General features: G+C 71.5%; 8 protein-coding genes. All 8 read left to right on the plus strand.

Going from position 1 to position 17,656, the window contains the following annotated elements; genetic code table 11:
• The first annotated feature begins 88 nt into the window (after positions 1-88).
• The 8 genes from ACQP10_RS37895 (at position 89) to ACQP10_RS37930 (ending at position 17,655) form a co-directional block, all read left to right on the plus strand.
• Positions 89-13,423 (plus strand): SNF2-related protein, encoded by a 13,335-nt coding sequence (locus ACQP10_RS37895; protein WP_433542063.1) that lies wholly within the window; start codon positions 89-91, stop codon positions 13,421-13,423.
• Between the two features lie 13 nt (positions 13,424-13,436).
• Positions 13,437-13,628, plus strand: coding sequence for an Rmf/CrpP family protein (locus ACQP10_RS37900; protein ID WP_433542064.1), 192 nt, complete (start codon positions 13,437-13,439; stop codon positions 13,626-13,628).
• Between the two features lie 5 nt (positions 13,629-13,633).
• Positions 13,634-13,918: a hypothetical protein gene (locus ACQP10_RS37905; protein ID WP_433542065.1), complete on the plus strand. Its 285-nt coding sequence runs from the start codon at positions 13,634-13,636 to the stop codon at positions 13,916-13,918.
• 201 nt (positions 13,919-14,119) lie between these two features.
• Positions 14,120-14,584, plus strand: a complete 465-nt coding sequence (locus ACQP10_RS37910) for an IPT/TIG domain-containing protein (RefSeq protein ID WP_433542066.1) — start codon at positions 14,120-14,122, stop codon at positions 14,582-14,584.
• Between the two features lie 158 nt (positions 14,585-14,742).
• Complete coding sequence (locus ACQP10_RS37915) at positions 14,743-15,756, plus strand: hypothetical protein (protein WP_433542067.1); 1,014 nt, start codon at positions 14,743-14,745, stop codon at positions 15,754-15,756.
• Positions 15,753-15,917 (plus strand): hypothetical protein, encoded by a 165-nt coding sequence (locus ACQP10_RS37920; RefSeq protein ID WP_433542068.1) that lies wholly within the window; start codon positions 15,753-15,755, stop codon positions 15,915-15,917. Before ACQP10_RS37915 ends, ACQP10_RS37920 begins: the two co-directional genes overlap by 4 nt.
• 122 nt (positions 15,918-16,039) lie before the next feature.
• The gene (locus tag ACQP10_RS37925) at positions 16,040-17,344 is read left to right on the plus strand and encodes a hypothetical protein (protein WP_433542069.1); all 1,305 of its coding nucleotides are present in this window, start codon (positions 16,040-16,042) and stop codon (positions 17,342-17,344) included.
• Entirely contained in the window at positions 17,341-17,655 is a 315-nt protein-coding gene (locus ACQP10_RS37930; RefSeq protein ID WP_433542070.1) for a hypothetical protein, read from the plus strand. The genes ACQP10_RS37925 and ACQP10_RS37930 overlap by 4 nt, the downstream gene beginning before the upstream one ends.
• Position 17,656: the final 1 nt, after the last annotated feature.

Consider the following 17,656-nt stretch of genomic DNA (forward strand, 5'->3'; position numbering starts at 1 on the left):
CTGGGGTCAAAAGACGTAAACCGCCGAAACCTGCACCATCCGCCTCGAACACCAGACGGGGCCAGGGCCAGGGGTAGGGGGCGGCAGGGTGACGAGCACGGGCGGTTGGGAAACCAAGCTGAGGCGAGCCGCGTGGGAAGCCGACGAGCACCCTCGCGACCGTAAGGGCCGGTGGATCGAAACCGGCGCCACGGTCACCGTGTGGGGCGGCGGCCGGGGCACGGTCGTGGGGAACGTCGGCGGCGGCCGGCTGGAAGTGCGGTTCGAGGACGGCTCCACGGCGCGGGTCCACCGTAACTACCTGACGGTCGAGAAGTCCGCGGCCGGGGCGAAGCCGACCGGCCGGGCCGAAGCCCGCCCGAAGCCGCTGAAGGTCACCAAGCCCAGCGCGGACGCGCAGGACTACACCCCTGCCGCGCGAGACAGCCGTACGAAGGTCTCCGACCTGGTCCCGGGCACGGCGGTTCTCCTCTACGGCGAGGACGAAGAGGGCAACGACGTCGCCCGCGTCGGGGTCGTGCGGAGCGTCACCCCTGATCCGGAGCGCGGCCAGCGGGTCGAGCTGGGGGCCGGTGGCGACACCACGACGGTGTACGCCGGGGGTGATGAGGCGACTGCCCGGCCGATCCCCGCCGAGCAGCTGCAGGCGCTGAACGCGGCGATTCGGCAGGGCGACGCGGGCGCCGACCGGATGGCGCGTGACCTGCTCGCCGCGATCGTGGACGCCGACGACCGGGAAGCCGAGGGCGACAGCGACGACCAGGAGGCCGAGCGGCCTGCGCCCGCCGCCAAGACGCCGGCCGCGCCGCAGACCGTCGTTCCCGGCGACCTGGAGCGCGGTGACCGGGTCACGTTCGACGTCCCGGTGACGGCGGCGAACGCCGAACGGTTCGCCGGGACCGGAGCGAAGAACCCGCCCCGGCTCGGCGCGACGGTGACGGTGCGCGGCGTCGTCGAGGGCGTCGAGACCGACATGTTCGGCGGGTCCCGGGTCCACCTGCGCCGCGACGGCGCCCAGTGGCAGAGCACGGGCGGCGGCGGCCGCCTGGACGGCGACGGCCTGGAGTGGCTGCTGGATGAGGACCATGCCGTTCACAAGACCGGCAAGGCCGAAGCGCCCCAGCAGACCCGCCGCGGTGGGTCGGTGCAGACCGCGCCGCAGGGGGGCCTGTTCTCCGACGCGGAGGTGCCTCGCGGGCGTGAGGAGCAGGGCACTGAGGACATGTTCGCCGCGCACGAGCGCGACCAGCAGGCCGAGCAGGACAAGCCGCGGCCGCCCGCCCGGCCGGGCGGCGTCGAGGCGGACATCCGCGCCGCCTACGACCGGCTGGCCTCTCAGCCGGGCGACTGGGTCGGCCTGGCGCGGCTGCGTGCCGAACTGGGCGACACCGGCACGGACGACGCGCGGCGGCGCGAGGTCGACGCCGCCCTGCGGCAGATGATCCACGCACCGGACGTGAGCCTGGTCCCGGAGAACAACCAGAAGGTGCTCACCTCCGAGGCCCGGGACGCGGCACTACGCCGCGGCGACCAGGACATGCATCTGATCGCTATCGGCGACCACGACGCGATCGAGACGGGTCGAGCGGAGCGCAGCCGGAACCGGGCTGCCGAGCACACCCGCCGCGCTCAGGAGGCGCTCGACGCCGGGGACTACCAGGGTGCGCTGGACGCCATGCATGAGGCGGAAATGGCCGACCCCTCCTCGGTGTCGGGCCCGGAGTGGGAGGCCCGCCGCCAGGAGGCATTGCAGGCGCTCGCCGACGCGTCCCGCGCGCACCTGGCCGACCTCACGGATGAGGAGCTGGAGCAGCGTCTCGCTGATGCTCGCCGCCGCCTGGACACGCTGGACGGTGAGGAGTGGGAGAGGGCCCGCGACGACATCGACGACATGGTCGACGAGCAGCACGCCCGGACCAGCAATCCCCGCCGTGCCGCTGGGACCTCCCCGCGGCGCGATGCCGCCCCGGACGGGAACGAGCAGGGGCGGCAGCCCGCCGAGGTCGCACAGCCGGAAGACACCCCCGCCCCAGAGCCGGACCGTGCGGTTCAGGGTGAGGAGCGGGCCAAGGAACTGTCCAAGCAGTCTCGGGAAGCGTTCGACGCCGGCGACTACGGCCGCGCTCTGGCCCTGCACGACGAGGCCGCCGCTGCGTGGCCGGAGATGCGCGGCAGAGCGCGGCAGAGGTTTGACCGCATCAGATCGTTCATCGAGCAGAAGAAGGACGAGAAGGATCGTCAGGAGCAGGCCCGGCTGCTGGTCAACCAGGCGGGTGAGGCGGTCGATGCAGGTGATCTGGACCGCGCTGAGGCGTTGATTCGTGAGGCTGAGCAGGTCGATGGACGGGACCGTAGCGATCTTCGTGACCTCATCGCGGACAAGCGGGTAGAGGCCGAAGCAGCGCCGGACAAGATGATGGGCGAATCTTCGCCTATTGACACAGAACGCGATCAGTCTGCTACTGTTCGTAGTACAATGCGCGCCCCCAAGACTGGGCAGGCGCAGAACGACCCCGACCAGGACGAAGGAGCGCGACCCAGTGAACGAGTACGGGAAGACCGCGATGAGGCACTGGGAGACGTACCGGCCGACCGCCCTGGCCGAGCTGGAGAACCCGACGCAGTTCTTCGAGGAGCTGGGCGAGCGGGTGGCGCAGCGGATCGCGGACCTGTGGCCGGAGATGGCCGGGGACGGGAAGCCGGACGAGAGCTTCCTGGAGACGATGGGCCGCAACCGGATGGCGATGGCCCAAGCCCGCGAACTGGTGATGGCCGAAGAAGTGTTCCTGCCCGCGGAGCCGGGCCGGGAGGACGAGGAACTTCCGCCCCTCGCGTAACGCCCAAGCCCGCGCAGGGCCGGTTCCGCCCCCAGTCTCAGGAGGATCTGGCCCCGCGCGGTGAGCGGGCCAAGGCCCGCGCGAACGTCGAAGCGGTCAAGACCCTCCGCGCGCTGCAGGAGGAAGGGCGCCGCCCCTCCGCCGAGGAGCGGCAGGCGCTGGCCCGCTGGTCCGGGTGGGGCTCGGTGCCGGTCATGTTCGCCGACCGGCCCAAGCGGGCCGGCTATAAGACCGACGCCGCCTACGAGCGGGCGCTGGCCAGGTGGGAGTCGTTCTCCCCGGAGCGGGACGAGCTGCGGTCCCTGCTGGACGACAAGGAGTGGCGGGCCGCCAGCCGCAACACGCTGAACGCCCACTACACCGACGCCTCGATCGTCGACGCGGTGTGGGAGGCCGTGAAGGGTCTCGGGTTCGACGGCGGCAACGTCCTGGAGCCCGGCTCCGGTGTCGGCACGTTCATCGGCCTGGCGCCGCAGCGGGCGCACATGACCGGCATCGAGCTGGACCCGACCACCGCGGCGATCTCCAAGGCCCTGTATCCGCACGCCGAGGTTCGCAACGAGTCGTTCGCCGACACCCGCGCCCCGGAGGGGGCGTTCGACCTGACGGTCGGCAACGTCCCGTTCGGCGACTACAAGCTGACCGACCGCGAGCACAACGCCGGCAAGCACAGCATTCACAACCACTTCATCCTCAAGAGCCTGGCGCTGACCCGGCCGGGCGGCCTGGTCGCCGTTGTGACCTCCCGCTACACCATGGACTCCGAAGGGTCGAAGGCCCGCGAGGAGATGGCCGCCACGGCTGATCTCGTCGGCGCCGTGCGTCTGCCGTCCGGCGCGCATCAGCGGGCCGCCGGTACCGACGTCGTCACCGACCTGCTGATCTTCCGTAAGCGGGCCGAGGGTGAGGAGCCCGGCGACACCTCGTGGGTGGACTCCGTCCCGATCGACGTCAACGGCCACCAGGTCCCCGTCAACGCCTACTTTGCCCAGCACCCGGAGCGGGTCCTGGGTGAGATGACGACCGGGCGCGGCCAGTTCACCGACCACGACCTGATCGTCAAGGGCGACCGGGACGCCGGCCCGGCGATGCGCGAGGCCCTGGCGGCGGTGGTCGCCCAGGCGAACGCGGCGGGGAAGGGCTACACGCCGCAGGGCGCGACGGATGCGGCGAGCAGCGACACCGAGGGGCTGGGGTTCCAGCCGCTCAAGCTCGCCGATCGGGCCCGCGAGCACGAGGGCTACATCAGCGTCACCGACGACGGGACCTTCACCCAGGTCGTCGGCGGCCAGGTCGTGCCCGTCGACGTGCACCCGTCGCAGGCCGAGCAGCTCACCGCCTACGCCGGGCTGCGCGACACCGTGATGCAACTCCTCGACGAGGAGGGCGCCAGCAGCGGGGACACGCCCCGGCTGCGGGCGCTGCGCCAGGAACTGAACACCCGGTACCGGGCCTACACCTCCCGGTGGGAGGCGATCTCCAAGCCGCGTAACCGGATCTTCACGCCGCCGGAAGCCTCGGCGGCCGCGAAGGCCGAAGGCCGCACGGTCGACGACTCCGAGAAGGTCCTCACCGCGACTGCGCTGTTCCGGCAGGACCCGGCGTCGGCGGCGGTATTCGCCCTGGACCGGTGGGATCCCGACACCAAGACCGCCCGGCCGGCCGACATCCTCAAGCAGCGCGTCGTCGCCGTGCGGGAGATGCCGACCAGCGCCGACAGCCCGGCCGATGCGCTGGCGATCGTCATGGACCGCTTCGGCGGTGAGGTCGTCCTGTCGGAGATCGCCCGCCTCCTCGGCGTCGACGAGGACGAAGCGCGGCGCGAGCTCGGCACCAGCGTGTTCGAGGAGCCGCCCCCGCTGGGTAAGCCGCGCACCGGCCGGCTGGTGCCGGCGGCGGCGTACCTGTCGGGCAACGTCCGCGCGAAGTTGGTCGAGGCGAGGGCGGCGGCCGACGACGATCCGGCGCTGGCCGTCAACGTCGCCGCCCTGGAGAAGGTCCTCCCCCGCGACCTGACGCCGGGTGAGATCGACGCCCGGATGGGGGCGCCGTGGATCGGCGAGGGCGTCGTCGCGGAGTTCCTGCGCGACATCCTCGGCACCTCCGACGTGCGGGTCGAGCACGCCGGCGGCTCCACATGGGAGGTGCAGGGCCCCAAGTGGGGTGTCGCGGCGACGTCGACGTGGGGCACCGAGGACCGGCCCGCCCCGGACATCGCTCAGGCGATCCTGCAGCAGCAGACCATCAAGGTCACCCGGACCGTCAAGCTGCCCGACGGCAGCAAGAAGTCGGTTCCCGATCCCGGGGCGACGCTCGAAGCGCAGCAAAAAGCGCAGGAGATGTCGGAGCGGTTCTCCGAGTGGGTGTGGGAGAACCCCGAGCGGGCCGAGCGGCTGGCCCGCATCTACAACGACAAGTTCAACAGCATCGTCCTCAGGTCGTACGACGGCATCGAACCGGCTCTCCCCGGCCTGGCCGCCGGGTGGACGCCGCGCGAACACCAGAAAGCCGCCGTCACCCGCATCCTGTCGGAACCCTCGGTGCTGCTGGCGCACGAGGTCGGCGCCGGCAAGACCGCCGAGATGGTCATGGGCGCGATGGAGCTGCGCCGCACCGGCATGGCGAAGAAACCCGCCATCGTGGTGCCGAACCACATGCTGGAGCAGTTCAGCCGCGAGTTCCTGGAGCTGTACCCGCAGGCGAAGATCCTCGCCGCGGGCTCCAGCGACTTGACCGGCGACAAGCGGCGCGAGTTCGTGGCCCGCGCCGCGACCGGCGACTGGGACGCGGTCATCCTCACGCAGCGCGCGTTCGAGGCGATCGACATGCGGCCCGAAGCGCAAGAGGCGTACATGAACGAGGAGCTGGACAAGCTCCGCGCTCAGATCGCCCGCGCCAAGGAGCGCGAGGGTAAGAGCCTCACCCTCAAGCGGCTGGAGAACGCCCTCCAGAAGGCTGAGGAGAAGCTCAAGGCCAAGCTCGACGGCAAGAAGGACGAGGGCGCGGTCTACTTCGAGCAGACCGGCATCGACTACCTGATGGTCGACGAAGCCCATCACTACAAGAACCTGCGCACCCCCTCCCGCATCGAGGGCGCCGGCATCGACGGGTCGAACCGTGCCAGCGACCTGCACATGAAGCTGCACTACCTGCGCAGCCAGTCGACGTCGGGGCGAGTCGTCACCCTGGCCACCGGCACGCCGATCGCCAACAGCGTGACCGAGGCGTTCACGATGCTGCGGTACCTGCGGCCGGACCTGCTCGAAGCCGCTGACATCGATGACTTCGACTCGTGGGCGGCGACGTTCGGCGACATCGTCACCGACGTCGAGCTCAATCCGGATGGCAATGGGTTCCGGCAGAAGTCGCGGTTCGCGAAGTTCCGCAACGTCCCCGAGCTGCTGCGCCTCTACCGGGTCAGCGCGGATGTGAAGACCGCCGCAGACCTGAAGCTGCCCACCCCGCCGGTGCGGAAGGACGCCAACGGCAACCGCGGCGAAACGATCGTCATCCCCGCCTCGGAGGAGCAGCTCGCCTACATCCAGGCGCTCGGCGTCCGCGCGGAGAAGGTCCGCAACGGCGCGGTGAAGCCCGACGAGGACAACATGCTGAAGATCTCCGGGGACGGCAAACGCGCCGCCCTGGACATGCGGCTCCTCGACCCGAACGCGGACGGCACCGGCGGGAAGATCGACGTCGCCTCCGACAAGATCGCCGAGATCTACGCGGAGACGAAGGACCTCGAATATCCGGTCGCCGGTGGCGGCCCCGACGACGAGATGCACCCGGTCAAGGGCGCGTTGCAGATCGTCTTCATGGACCAGGGCACCCCCAAGCCGAAGGGCAAGGGGAAGAAGAAGCCCGCGGACGGGGAGACTGAGGCGGTCGCCGGGGATGGGGACGTCTCCACGTGGGCCGCCTACGACGAGATGAAGCGGCAGCTCGTCGCCCGGGGTGTGCCCGAGGAGAAGATCCGCTACATCCACGAGGCGAACACCGACCAGCAGAAAGCGAAGCTGTTCGAGGACGCCCGCAACGGCAAGATCGCCGTGCTGATCGGCAGCACGGAGAAGATGGGTGTCGGCACCAACGTGCAGGCCCGCGCCGTGGCCCTGCATCACATGGACTGCCCGTGGCGGCCGGCGGACCTCGCCCAGCGGGATGGCCGTATCGAGCGGCAGGGCAACCTGAACGCGAAGATGCACTCCAAGGACGTGCGGATCCTTCGCTACGTCACCGAGGGAACGTTCGACGGCTACTCCTGGCAGACGGTGGAGCGCAAGGCGAAGTTCATCGCCCAGCTGCAGCGCGGCAACCTCGACGTGCGGGAGATCGAAGACGTCGGCGACGCTGCCTTGTCCTTCGCTGAGGTGAAGGCGCTGGCCACCGGTAACCCGTACCTGCTGGACAAGGCCAAGGCCGACGCTGACCTGAACCGCCTGGAGCGGCTGGACCGGGCATGGGGCCGCAACCAGGGATCCCTGACCCAGCAGGTCGGCACCCTGGAGAGCAACATCTCCATGACCGGCGACTTCATCGGCCAGTGGGAGCGGGCACTCGCCGCCCGGGTCGATACTCGCGGCGACGCCTTCACCATGACCTTCAACGGGCAGGCGGTCAGCAAGCGCGCCGATGCGCACACTCCGCTGGAGCAGGCCGTGCAGGAGTTGCGCGACGCCCGCCCGTTCATCGAAGGGCAGCGGGTCGTCATCGGCCAACTCGGCGGGCACGACGTGATCGCCGAGACCGGGCGGGAGTCCCGCGGCGGCAACAGCTTCCAGGTGGTGCGGGTCGGATTCGACTGGCCACGCGGCACCTCCTCCTACCTCTTCAAGGACCTCGGTGAAGGGTCCGGCCGGCGCCTCCTGTCGCAGCTGGAGAACCGGCTGGGCGCGCTGGAGACGCAGATCGACGCCGGGCACGCCCAGATCGACAACTGGGAGACCGAGCTTGGCCGGGCCCGCGCGGCGATCGGGCAGCCGTTCCCGCAGGCCGACAAGCTCAGCGCGGCGCGCACACGGGCGCGGCTGCTGTCGGACGTGATCAACGCCCAGACCCGCCGGGATGAGCTGAAGGGCAATCCCGACTCCGACGAGTACAAGGCCGCCAGCGCCGAGGTGCAGGTGTTGGAGGCCCGGCTGGAGGAGTCTCGGCCGGCGGAGGTGCGTGACCCGGCGGCCGACCCCGACCCCGATATCGCGCCGGTCGTCGTGGACACCACCCCGGTTCTCGGCAGCGATGGCGAGGCGTTCACCGATCCGGGCGACGACGAGGCGGAGCAGGAGCGCAGGGAGCGGTCCCGGCGGGCGGCGGAGAACCTGTCGCAGCAGGCGCGCACGGCCGTGGATGAGGGCGACTTCGAGGGGGCGCTGGCGCTCATCGACGACGCCGAGGAGCTTGACCCGGATGCCCGCGACTGGGATGCGATCCGCGACATCGTCCGCGAGCAGCAGTCGGCGCCTGCCCGTGATGAGCAGCCCGCCGGGGATGTTCCCGACCCGACCCCGGACGACCAGGACGCCCAGGACGCCCAGGACGACCAGGACGACCGGGATGGGCAGGCGGCCGCGGCACCGGCCAGGGCCGGGCAGCGGCGGCGCTCAGCCCCGCCGCAGCGGCCCGGCGCCCGGCCGGCCAGACCGGGCAGCAGCGGCCGCGCACGAGCGGGTGACCCGGAACCCGATAGCACCGCCCCGGACGAGCGGCCCGGTGGCGACCCAGTCGATGGGGCCGCGCCTGCCGGGCGGCCGGACACCGCACCCCCGGCGCCGACGCCGCTCAGGCCCGTCCCGGCCAGCGAGCGGGAGGCCGCCCCCGAGGGGCAGGTGTACGCCGACCAGGTGCAGGCCGGTGACACGCTCTCCGCGGCGCCTTTGGCGTCGTCGGTGGACCCGGGCCGCCGGGTGGGGTCGCGGGGCACCTACGTGCAGCCGGGCGGCCCGGCCCGCATCCGGCCGCAGGGGGCCGCCACCCGCACCGTCACCGATGTCGTTCCGACGTCGGGCGGACAGCGGGTGAAGATCACCTTCGATGATGGGACGACCCTGTCCCGTCTGGCTGACGAGCTACTGACCCGGGGCGAGCCGGCCGAAGTCCTCGACCAGGACGGCAACCCGATCGGTGAGTGGATGTCGCACAAGCTGATCAAGCGCGGCGACCGGATCAGCTACCAGGTGGCCGGGCAGGACCTGCCGTCCACCATCGACCGCGAGCAGCTCGGCGTCGGCGCCTACGAACGGGTGACCGTGACCGGTCAGGTCGTGCGCCGCCAGCCCGGCATGCCGTCCGGGGAACTCGTCGACATCACGGTGACGCGGGCGGACGGGACCAGCGTGCCGATCGACGGGCAGGCGCGGACCCGGTGGCCGGCCCGCGTCATCCGCCTCCACCCCACTGCTGGCCACGACCAGGACCAGCGGCAGGCCGAGGAGGCGGCGCCGCCGGTCATGCCCGAGGACCTGGCCGAAGGTGACCGGCTGCCCGAGGTGCCGGACGGCCCGGCCGGTGTGGTGGAGGAGACGACCACGACCCCGGACGGGGACACGACGCTGATCACGGTCCGCGGCGACGACGACGCCCGCCACGTCCGCGGTACCCCCGCCGGCGAGCCGGTCGCCGTCGACGACACGGCCCGCCCGGAGCCGGCCGTCGACGAGACCGAACCGGACGGGCTCACGGTCGGCGACTTCTACCTCGACGAGGACGGGCAGACGTTGCGGGTCGCCTCCGAACCGGAGGTCGATGGGGACCGGGTCCGGTTCGACGTGACGAACCTGGATGGGCTCACCACCGAAGTGGAGATGGACCGGCGGGTGCTGCTGACCCGGGTGTCTGGGCCGCAGGCCGCGCCGGAACCTGACCCGGTTGTCGAGGAGCCGCCCGCGCCGGCCGCTCCGCCCGCGCCGACGGTTTACGTGCCGGTGGAGGCGGTTCCGGACGGCACGGCCACGGGCAAGGTACGGCTACGCACCGACCAGCGTAAGCGGACCCTCGGCCTTGATCTGGACGCTGAGGGCGCGGACGTCGATCCGGAAGTGGGGCAGGCGGCGGCCCGGTTGCGGGCCCGTCAGCCGCTCACAGCCTCGCAGATACGGGCTCTGGCCGATCACCTGCGCAGCCTCGCGGCGGATGAGTCGCTGCCGGGGGCGCGGCGCCGCTCCTACGGGCGCACCGCCTCCTGGGTGGATGCCGCCTACGCCCGCGTATCCGGGTTCCCGGCGCCGCCGCACGACCCTGGCCGCGCTGCCCCGGAGAAGGCGTACGCCGGCAACCTGGGCATGGGCGACGTGATCGCTCTACCGGACGACACCAACCCCGACCAGGTGGTGTTCGGCACGGTCACCGTGGTCCGGAAGGTGCGCGGCTTCAACCTCGTCCAGGTGCACGTGCGCCTCGACGACGGCACCGTGGCCCAGAAGGTCCTGCCCGACAAGGTCGACATGTGGGTGATGCCTGACCTGCCCGACGACGTCGACGTGCCCCCGGCCGGCGCGGCCGATCCGGACTTCCCGCCGATGGAGCACATCACCCCGGACCGGTTGGAGGTCGGCGACGCCATCGCCCACCCCATCGACAACGGCCGATACCCGTACTCCAAGGTCGCGTCCATCACCAAGACCTCCCCACCGTTCGCCGACGTCGATGAGTGGCGGGCCGTCCTGGAGGTCCTCGACGATGACGATCAGCCCGTGGCCCGGGAGACGGTCACCCTGTCCTCGCGGGGCCGCCCGTCGGTGGTCCGCACCTGGCGCGGCCCCGCGTCCGAAAGCCAGCCGTGGGACGCGGTCATCGACAACAGCAGCGGCGACGGGATCATCACCTCCGAGCAGCTGCGTGTCGGCGACCGCGTGAGCCTCCGCCGTGCCCAGGGGGAGACCTCCGGAACGGTCGAGATGATCGCGCCCGTCGTGGGAGAGACCGGCCCCGTCGGGGTCACCGCCGTTCTGCGCCTGACGGACGGCGAGATCGACATGGTGCCCCTCATCGATGGGGACGGCACCGAGATCCTGCGCCTGGCCAAGGGAGCCGACAACGCTGAGGCGCTGATCCACGCGCAGATGGACCGCGACCACCAGCGGGAGCGGCAGCGCGCCGTGACCCGAGCCCTGGCGGACGCCGAGACCGGCCTGTACCGGGACGTCGCCACCCGCATCCTCGGCGAGCTCGACACCGTCCCTGTCGCCCCGGCCCGGGACCGCGACGGCGACGAGGTGTATCAGCAGGCGCTGACCCTGCTGGAAGGCGTGTTGGAGCAGCAGCCGGAAGGCCTCGCCGACCGGGCCGCGGCGGCGCTCACCGACGATGCGGGGCAGGCGGCCGTGCTCGCGCGTCGTCTCGCCCCCACCATCGGGGAGATTCGCGACCGCGCCGCGGCGAACATGGTCGCAGCGATCGGTGAGATCGACCCGATGCCCGGGGAGACGTGGGATCGGGCGCTGCGCCGGGTGATGCGGCAGTACCGCGACACCCCGCCGTCTGCGTCGCTCGCGCGGGCGGGCAAGGCGCTGGCTGCGGCTGACCTGGGCGACGTGGACGCGCCGCTTCCTGAGGTGACGGTCGACGCGGCGGACCTGCCGGGGCGGCTGGCCGCCTACCGTAAGGCGCTGCCGGAGGACCTGGCCAACCTCGGCCGTAAGCAGGTCAACCGGTCGGTGTTCCGGCCGGCCAGCCTGGAGGACCTGGAGGCCGGGCGGGTGCCGGAGCGAGACACGATCACCGCGTGGGTGGACGACGTCGCGGCGGACGGCGGCCCCGGCGAGCACGCCATGCGGCACCTGGCCGTGCTGCGCGCCGCCGGCGCGGACCTCGACGCCATCTACCGGGCCCGGTATGAGGCCGCCGACCCCAAGGGGATCGTGGCCGACTTCGACGCGGTCAGCGAGCGGGCCCGCGAACGGATGGCTGAGGCGTTCGTCGCGGACCGCAACCTGCTCGCCGCGAAGAAGGCCACGCGGACGCAGGTGGCCGAGCAGTTCGGCTACCCGTCGATGCGGGCGCTCACGGCGGAGGCGTCACCGCAGGTGAAGCGGAAAGCGCAGAAGGCATGGGAGGAGGCGTACGCCGGCGAGCTGGCGGCGCGTGATGAGGCACTCACCGCCTACCGGGCCGCGGCCGACGACGTCTTGGCCAACCTGCGGGCGCGCCGCGAGGCCCGCCGCCAGGCGGCGATGGAGACGCTTGCGTCGGTGCGTGACCTGGGCGGGGAGGGCCTGACGTACCGGGGCACGGGGACGTCGTTCCCGCTGTCGGAGCAGAACCGGCTCGCGGAGGCCATGCGGATCGCTGAGGCGTCCTACCCGGCCGACTGGCTCACCCTCGCCCGTGAGGCCGGGCCGGTGCGCGTCGAGAGCGGCCGCGGCTACTACAAGCCGAGCGATGGGGTGTTCATCCCGGAGATCGCGCTGCCGTGGGAGGCCACACCGAACGACGTCCCGCGAGACGGCAGGTTCGTTGAGGAAGAAGCGACGGGGTCGCAGTTCGTCGGCGGTAACAACGCCTCCCGGGGATCGGTGCATGAGCTGGGCCACCACATGGAGACGGTCGTGCCGGGCCTGCTCGCCGCCGAGCGGGCGTTCCTGTGGGATCGCACCTCCACCGGCCCGGTCGGGGAGCGGGAGCGCCACCCGCTGAAGGAGACGACGAACGGCACCGAGCCCGTGCACTACCGCGACGGTGGATTCGAGTCGCCGTACTCGGGCCGCGAGTACGGCAGCGACCACTACGAGGTGTTCACGGTCGGTGTGGAGTCGCTGATGGGCGGCTCCCATCACCTGGACGACGACCCGGACTATCGGGCGTTCACCCTCGGCGCGCTGGCGCTGCTCGGCACCGGCCACGATGGGCCGCGCCGCTCCCCGCTGACCGGCGTGAACCTGTCGGAGCTGTCGGAGGAGGAACTTCGGGCGCTGCTGAGCCGCGTGTGGGGCAACCCGGACGAGGTCGCGCAGGTCATGGCCGCCCTGGAGCGGGTCGAGCCCGCCGACGACCCGCTGGCGGGCGTGCAGCTCGAACGGATGGACCTCGATGAGCTGGTGTCGCTGCTCGGCACCGTTGACGACGACTACAGCATCGCCCGGATCAGCGCCGCCATGGAGGCGTGGGAAGCCGAGCGGGCCGAAGCCGACGCCGAAGATCAGGCGTTCGCCGAGCGGTCCGCCCGCGTCGATGAGCTCATCGCGGATGGCATGCCGGAGATGGAGGCGTGGGCGCAGGTTCACGGCCTGTCGTACGAGCAGCTCGAACGCGACCAGCGCGCCGGCGATTCCGACCGGCTGCCCGGGGAGACGCGCGAGCAGATGGCCAGGCGCCACTACGACCTGTGGCTGCACCAGCAGTATCTGCAGGCTGAGGCCGACACCCGCGGCTACATGCTCACCCCGGAAGGGGTCGCCGCGGGCATCGACGAAAAGAGCTTGTTCTCCGGCCGGCGGGACCGGGCCCGCAAGTACGCCACCGAGGAGCTGCGCAACTGGTTCGACGCGAACGGGTGGATGAACTTCACCGAGTTCAAGGCGCAGATGCTGGGGCGGGAACGCGATAAGAAGGCGGCGGCCGCGGGGCGCGGCGCCCGGGACTTCAACCGGTAAGGGAGCTGACCAGATGAGTGAAGGCGTGTCGCGGGTGGCGCTCGGCGCCGCCCGCACCGCGGGCCGGGCGACAGGGCAGGCGGGTGAGCCGATCACCGCATGCCCGTACCCGGCGGGGCCGCTGCGGTTCGCGTTCATCGACGCCTACCTCCAGGCGGCGCCGCCGGCGGCCGGTACGGTCTCCTACGACGACGGTCAGGAGTGAGCGGCATGTTCGAGGTGCACGGGTATTTCGACAACGGCCAGGGCGCCGACGCGGTGGCGTACGCGGTCACGGTCGGCGAACCCCGCGACGATGCGGCGGACACGGTCGGGGTCGTGTCCGGCTCCCCGGGCGTGGTGTCGCTGCTGCGGATCCGTGACGGCGAGCTGGTCGAGGCGCCGCACGGCCAGGGCGGACGGCTGGATGTGAACGATCCGGCCACGGTGCTGGCGGCGCTCACCCAGTGGACTCAGGTGGTCCGGGTCGCCGGTGAGGTGCCCGCCAGGACGTAAGCATCGAAACCCGGCACCATGCGCCCTCGTGAGAATCGAGGGGGTCTGGTGCCGGGTCGGGTTCACGCTCGGCCTGCTGCTCGGCCTGGTGCTGTTCACCGTGGCGTGGGGCGCTTTACCGCAGCGCCCCGGCATCGTGTTCGTGCCCGCCGGGCCGGCGCACGGTTCCCCCTCACCGACCGCCGTTCCAGGGGGAACACCATGACGATCCACAACAGCGCCGGGGTCCGGCTCACCAAGTCCGCCGCGCTGGCGCTGACCACCCCGGTCACCGCCGACCCGGTCATCCAGGTCAACGAGAACATCTACGCCTCCGTCCGCCACGACGGCACCCCGTGGCCGGGTCAGGGCCGGGAGCTGCTGTTCCCCGCCGGGCGGCTGGTGAAGACCTCGGACTTCACCAAGCACTTCCCCGACGCGGCCATCACCTCGGTCACCCCGGCCACCGGCCCCGCGGCGGGCGGCACCCCGATCACCATCAAGGGCAGCGACTTCACCCCCGGCGCGACGGTGACGGTCGGCGGCACCGCCGCCACGTCCGTGGTCGTGGTCGACGACAAGACCATCACCTGCGTCACCCCCGCCAAGGCGGCCGGTGCGCAGGCGGTCGCCGTCACCACCGATGCGGGCACGGCCACCAAGGCCGGCGGCTTCACCACCACCTGATCGTGGAGAAGGTGTCGTGGGTCCGCTGGGGTATCCGGTTCACAGCCACCCCAGCGCAGACCAAGGCGCTCGCCACGCCTGTCCGCCGTGTTCCGTCCGCCGGCCGAACCCCGGGCGGAGCGTGGCAGGCCCGGGACTGGCACGGCCGGTGGATCCGCATGGGCGCCCGCGTGCAGATCATGGGCCGTAACCGGTCGGGAACGGTCACCGGCACTGACGAGCGGCGCGGCGTCACCGTCAGGTGGGACGACGGCGGCTCCGGCACGATCGCGCCGAACCTGCTGCGTGTGGTCGCAGCGCCGACCGGCCCGCCACCCCCACCAGGAGGCAGCGGCGGCCGCGGCCGCGGCGGGGGCGGGGGCGGGGCCGGGCGGGGACGGCCGCCGGGCGGGCCGCCGGGTGGGCCGGAGGGCGGCGGCGGTGGCGAGGAGGAACCGCCGGTGCCGAAGGCCCGCGACCTCATCCCCGTCCCTGGCCAGCCGTGGGACAAGGACAAGGCCGAAGAGGGGATGCGGCAGCTGCTCGAAGGCCGCGACTTCGCGGGCTACACCATCGTGGTCGCCGACGTGTCGGGCAGAGTGATGCCGAACGGAGAGTCCTACCTGTACTTCACGGCCGGCATCCACAAGAACGGCACGCCGGTCGGCACCATGTCCCGCCGGTGGAACCGCGACCCTGACGGCACCCTGTCGGCATACAACGACTACCAGGAGCTGGAGCCCGAGCACCGCGGGAAAGGCTTCGCGCCGGTGTCCGGCCGCTACCTGGAACAGGTGTACAAGGACTCAGGGTTCGACCGCGTCGAGGTGTACGCCTCCCTGCAAGACGGCGGCTACACCTGGGCGTCCTCCGGATTCGACTTCGTCTACGAGCACGAGGCCGAAGAACGGCTGTATGCGTTGCAGGAGGAGATGGAACGCCTGCAGAGGAGGGTGAGCCGGTGGACCGGCCCGACCGATGCCCCCGGGTATGAGCGGATGGTGTCGGAGATCGCCGCCGCCGAGCAGATCATGCAGCGCTGGCAGAGATTCGAGTTCGGCGACCCCGGGTTTCCCACGGCACGGGAAATCAGCCAGGTCGGGCGCCGGCCCGGGGAGAGCATCCGCGAGCGCACATGGTTGGGGCTGCGTGCCATGAGAGGATCGTCATGGGACGGAGTGAAGAAACTATGATCATCGGTAGAGACGCGGATCGCGTCTACAACGAGATGTACGGCCGGTGGGTCGAGGCGCACGGCACCGACCCGGACGACGACCCGGAGTTCCTGCGCGCGTTCCGCCGAGCGGTCGGCCAGGACCCGGAGACGGGTATCTACCTGGAGACCTCACCCTGATCTGAACCGCCGGCAGGGGGCGTGGGCTACGGCTCACGCCCCCTGCTGCGCTTTGCCCGCCAGGACATAAGCGGACCGACCTGGCATCCTCCCGCCGATCACCGCATCGGGGGGAGACCGCTGTGACCGTGACCTACGCCGGGCCTGGGCCGGGCGCGCTGGAGTACAAGGCCGCTACACCGGCAACCGGGGTTATCACTACCGGAGACGAAGGCGTCGTCGAGGCGCTGGTGTCGATCACCGGGGTGGAAGACTCCGTGGGCGACCTGATCGTGCCGGGCGCCTACCGGCGGACCCTGGCCGAGCGCAGGCCGAAGGGCATCTTTTCGCACGACACGAAGGTCTGGACCGCCCGCACGGAGGCGATCGAGGAGCTGCTGCCGGGGGATCCGCGGCTGCCGAAGACCACGAAGGACGGCAAGCCGTGGCCGCGCGACGCCGGCGCGCTGTACGTGAAGTGCCGGTTCAACCTGGCCACCGACGACGGCCGCAACGCCTACGAAAACGTCCGCTTCTTCAGCGAGACGCACGAGTGCGAATGGTCGATCGGCTACACGGTGCCGAAGGGCGGATCCCGTAAGGCCCGCGGCGTCCGGCTGATCCACGACCTGGACCTGTGGGAGTACTCGCCGGTGCTGTTCGGGGCGGCGCCACTGTCGTCCACCCTGAGCGTGAAGGCCGCGCCGATGGGCGACACCACTCCGGAGATCGGAGACGAGTGGGCCGACCTGCTCGCCGACATCGACACCGGCGCCGATGCAGGGGACGACGGTGAAGGGCCGGGCGCGGCGGGCGGCGAGGTGAAGGACGCCCGGCTGAACATGCTCCGCAACGCCGGACTGCCCATCCCGATGTCGTTCGAGGAGGTCCGCGACGCCATCCGCTCGGCGGTCACCGCGTGGCTGCGCGAGCAGGGCATCAAGGGGTGGGTGAGTGTGGAGGCCACGTTCGCCGACCAGGCCATCGTGTGCGTGAGCCGCGAGGATGACACCTCCCTGGCCTACCAGGTGCCCTACACGGTCGACGTGGGATGGGTCGACATCGGCGAACCCGTCGTGGTGACCGTCGAGCGGGCCGGCCACATGGACGAGGACGCAGCGGCCGCCGCCGTTGAGGACGTCGCGTACGCGCTGAAGCAGTCGAGCGAGTGGGAGACCAAGGCCGGGCGGGTCCTGTCGGACGCGAACGCCAAACGACTCATCACCGCCGCGCGGACCCTGCGGGAAGTCCTCGCCGCCGCGGGCATCGAGTGGGACGACCACAAGACCCCGAAGGAACCGCCGCAGGACGAGCAGCCGCCTCAACCGCCGTCGATCATGCCGGACTCCACAGCGCCATCGGCGATGCCGGCGGAGTTGAAGGAGCTCACCCCGGAGGAGATCCTCGCCGGCCTGGAGGTCATGGCGGCCGCGGCGGTGCTGACGTGAACCTCCTCGACATGGTGCGGGGCCGCACCCACCGGCAGAACAGGGTGATCGGCGAGCTTCAGGAGTGCGTGGCCGAGCTGCGCCGCGACCTGCAGACCGCTCACAGGTACGCGGCCCGGTTGGAGGCTCAGGCCCGCGCGGTCAACGCCGACCAGCTCGCGGCGGAGAACGCCGAGCTGCGCGCCGAGGTGGCTGTGCTGCGGGCGCGTAGAGGCGTGGTGAGCCGCGAGGAGCTGCTGCGGCTGCAGGAGACCAACGCCCGCCTCCAGTCGCGCCTGGACGCGCTGGGGGCCGGGCGCGTCACCATGTGAC

Source organism: Streptosporangium sandarakinum (assembly GCF_050942225.1).
In the GTDB taxonomy this organism is placed as follows: Bacteria; Actinomycetota; Actinomycetes; order Streptosporangiales; family Streptosporangiaceae; genus Streptosporangium; species Streptosporangium nondiastaticum.

What these genes read in the sequence shown, in the direction of transcription:
- ACQP10_RS37920 (WP_433542068.1), top strand. Translation starts at nt 15,753, where the DNA reads ATGATCATCGGTAGAGACGCGGATCGCGTCTACAACGAGATGTACGGC.
- ACQP10_RS37900 (WP_433542064.1), top strand. Translation starts at nt 13,437, where the DNA reads ATGAGTGAAGGCGTGTCGCGGGTGGCGCTCGGCGCCGCCCGCACCGCG.
- ACQP10_RS37915 (WP_433542067.1), top strand. Translation starts at nt 14,743, where the DNA reads ATGGGCGCCCGCGTGCAGATCATGGGCCGTAACCGGTCGGGAACGGTC.
- ACQP10_RS37905 (WP_433542065.1), top strand. Translation starts at nt 13,634, where the DNA reads ATGTTCGAGGTGCACGGGTATTTCGACAACGGCCAGGGCGCCGACGCG.
- ACQP10_RS37910 (WP_433542066.1), top strand. Translation starts at nt 14,120, where the DNA reads ATGACGATCCACAACAGCGCCGGGGTCCGGCTCACCAAGTCCGCCGCG.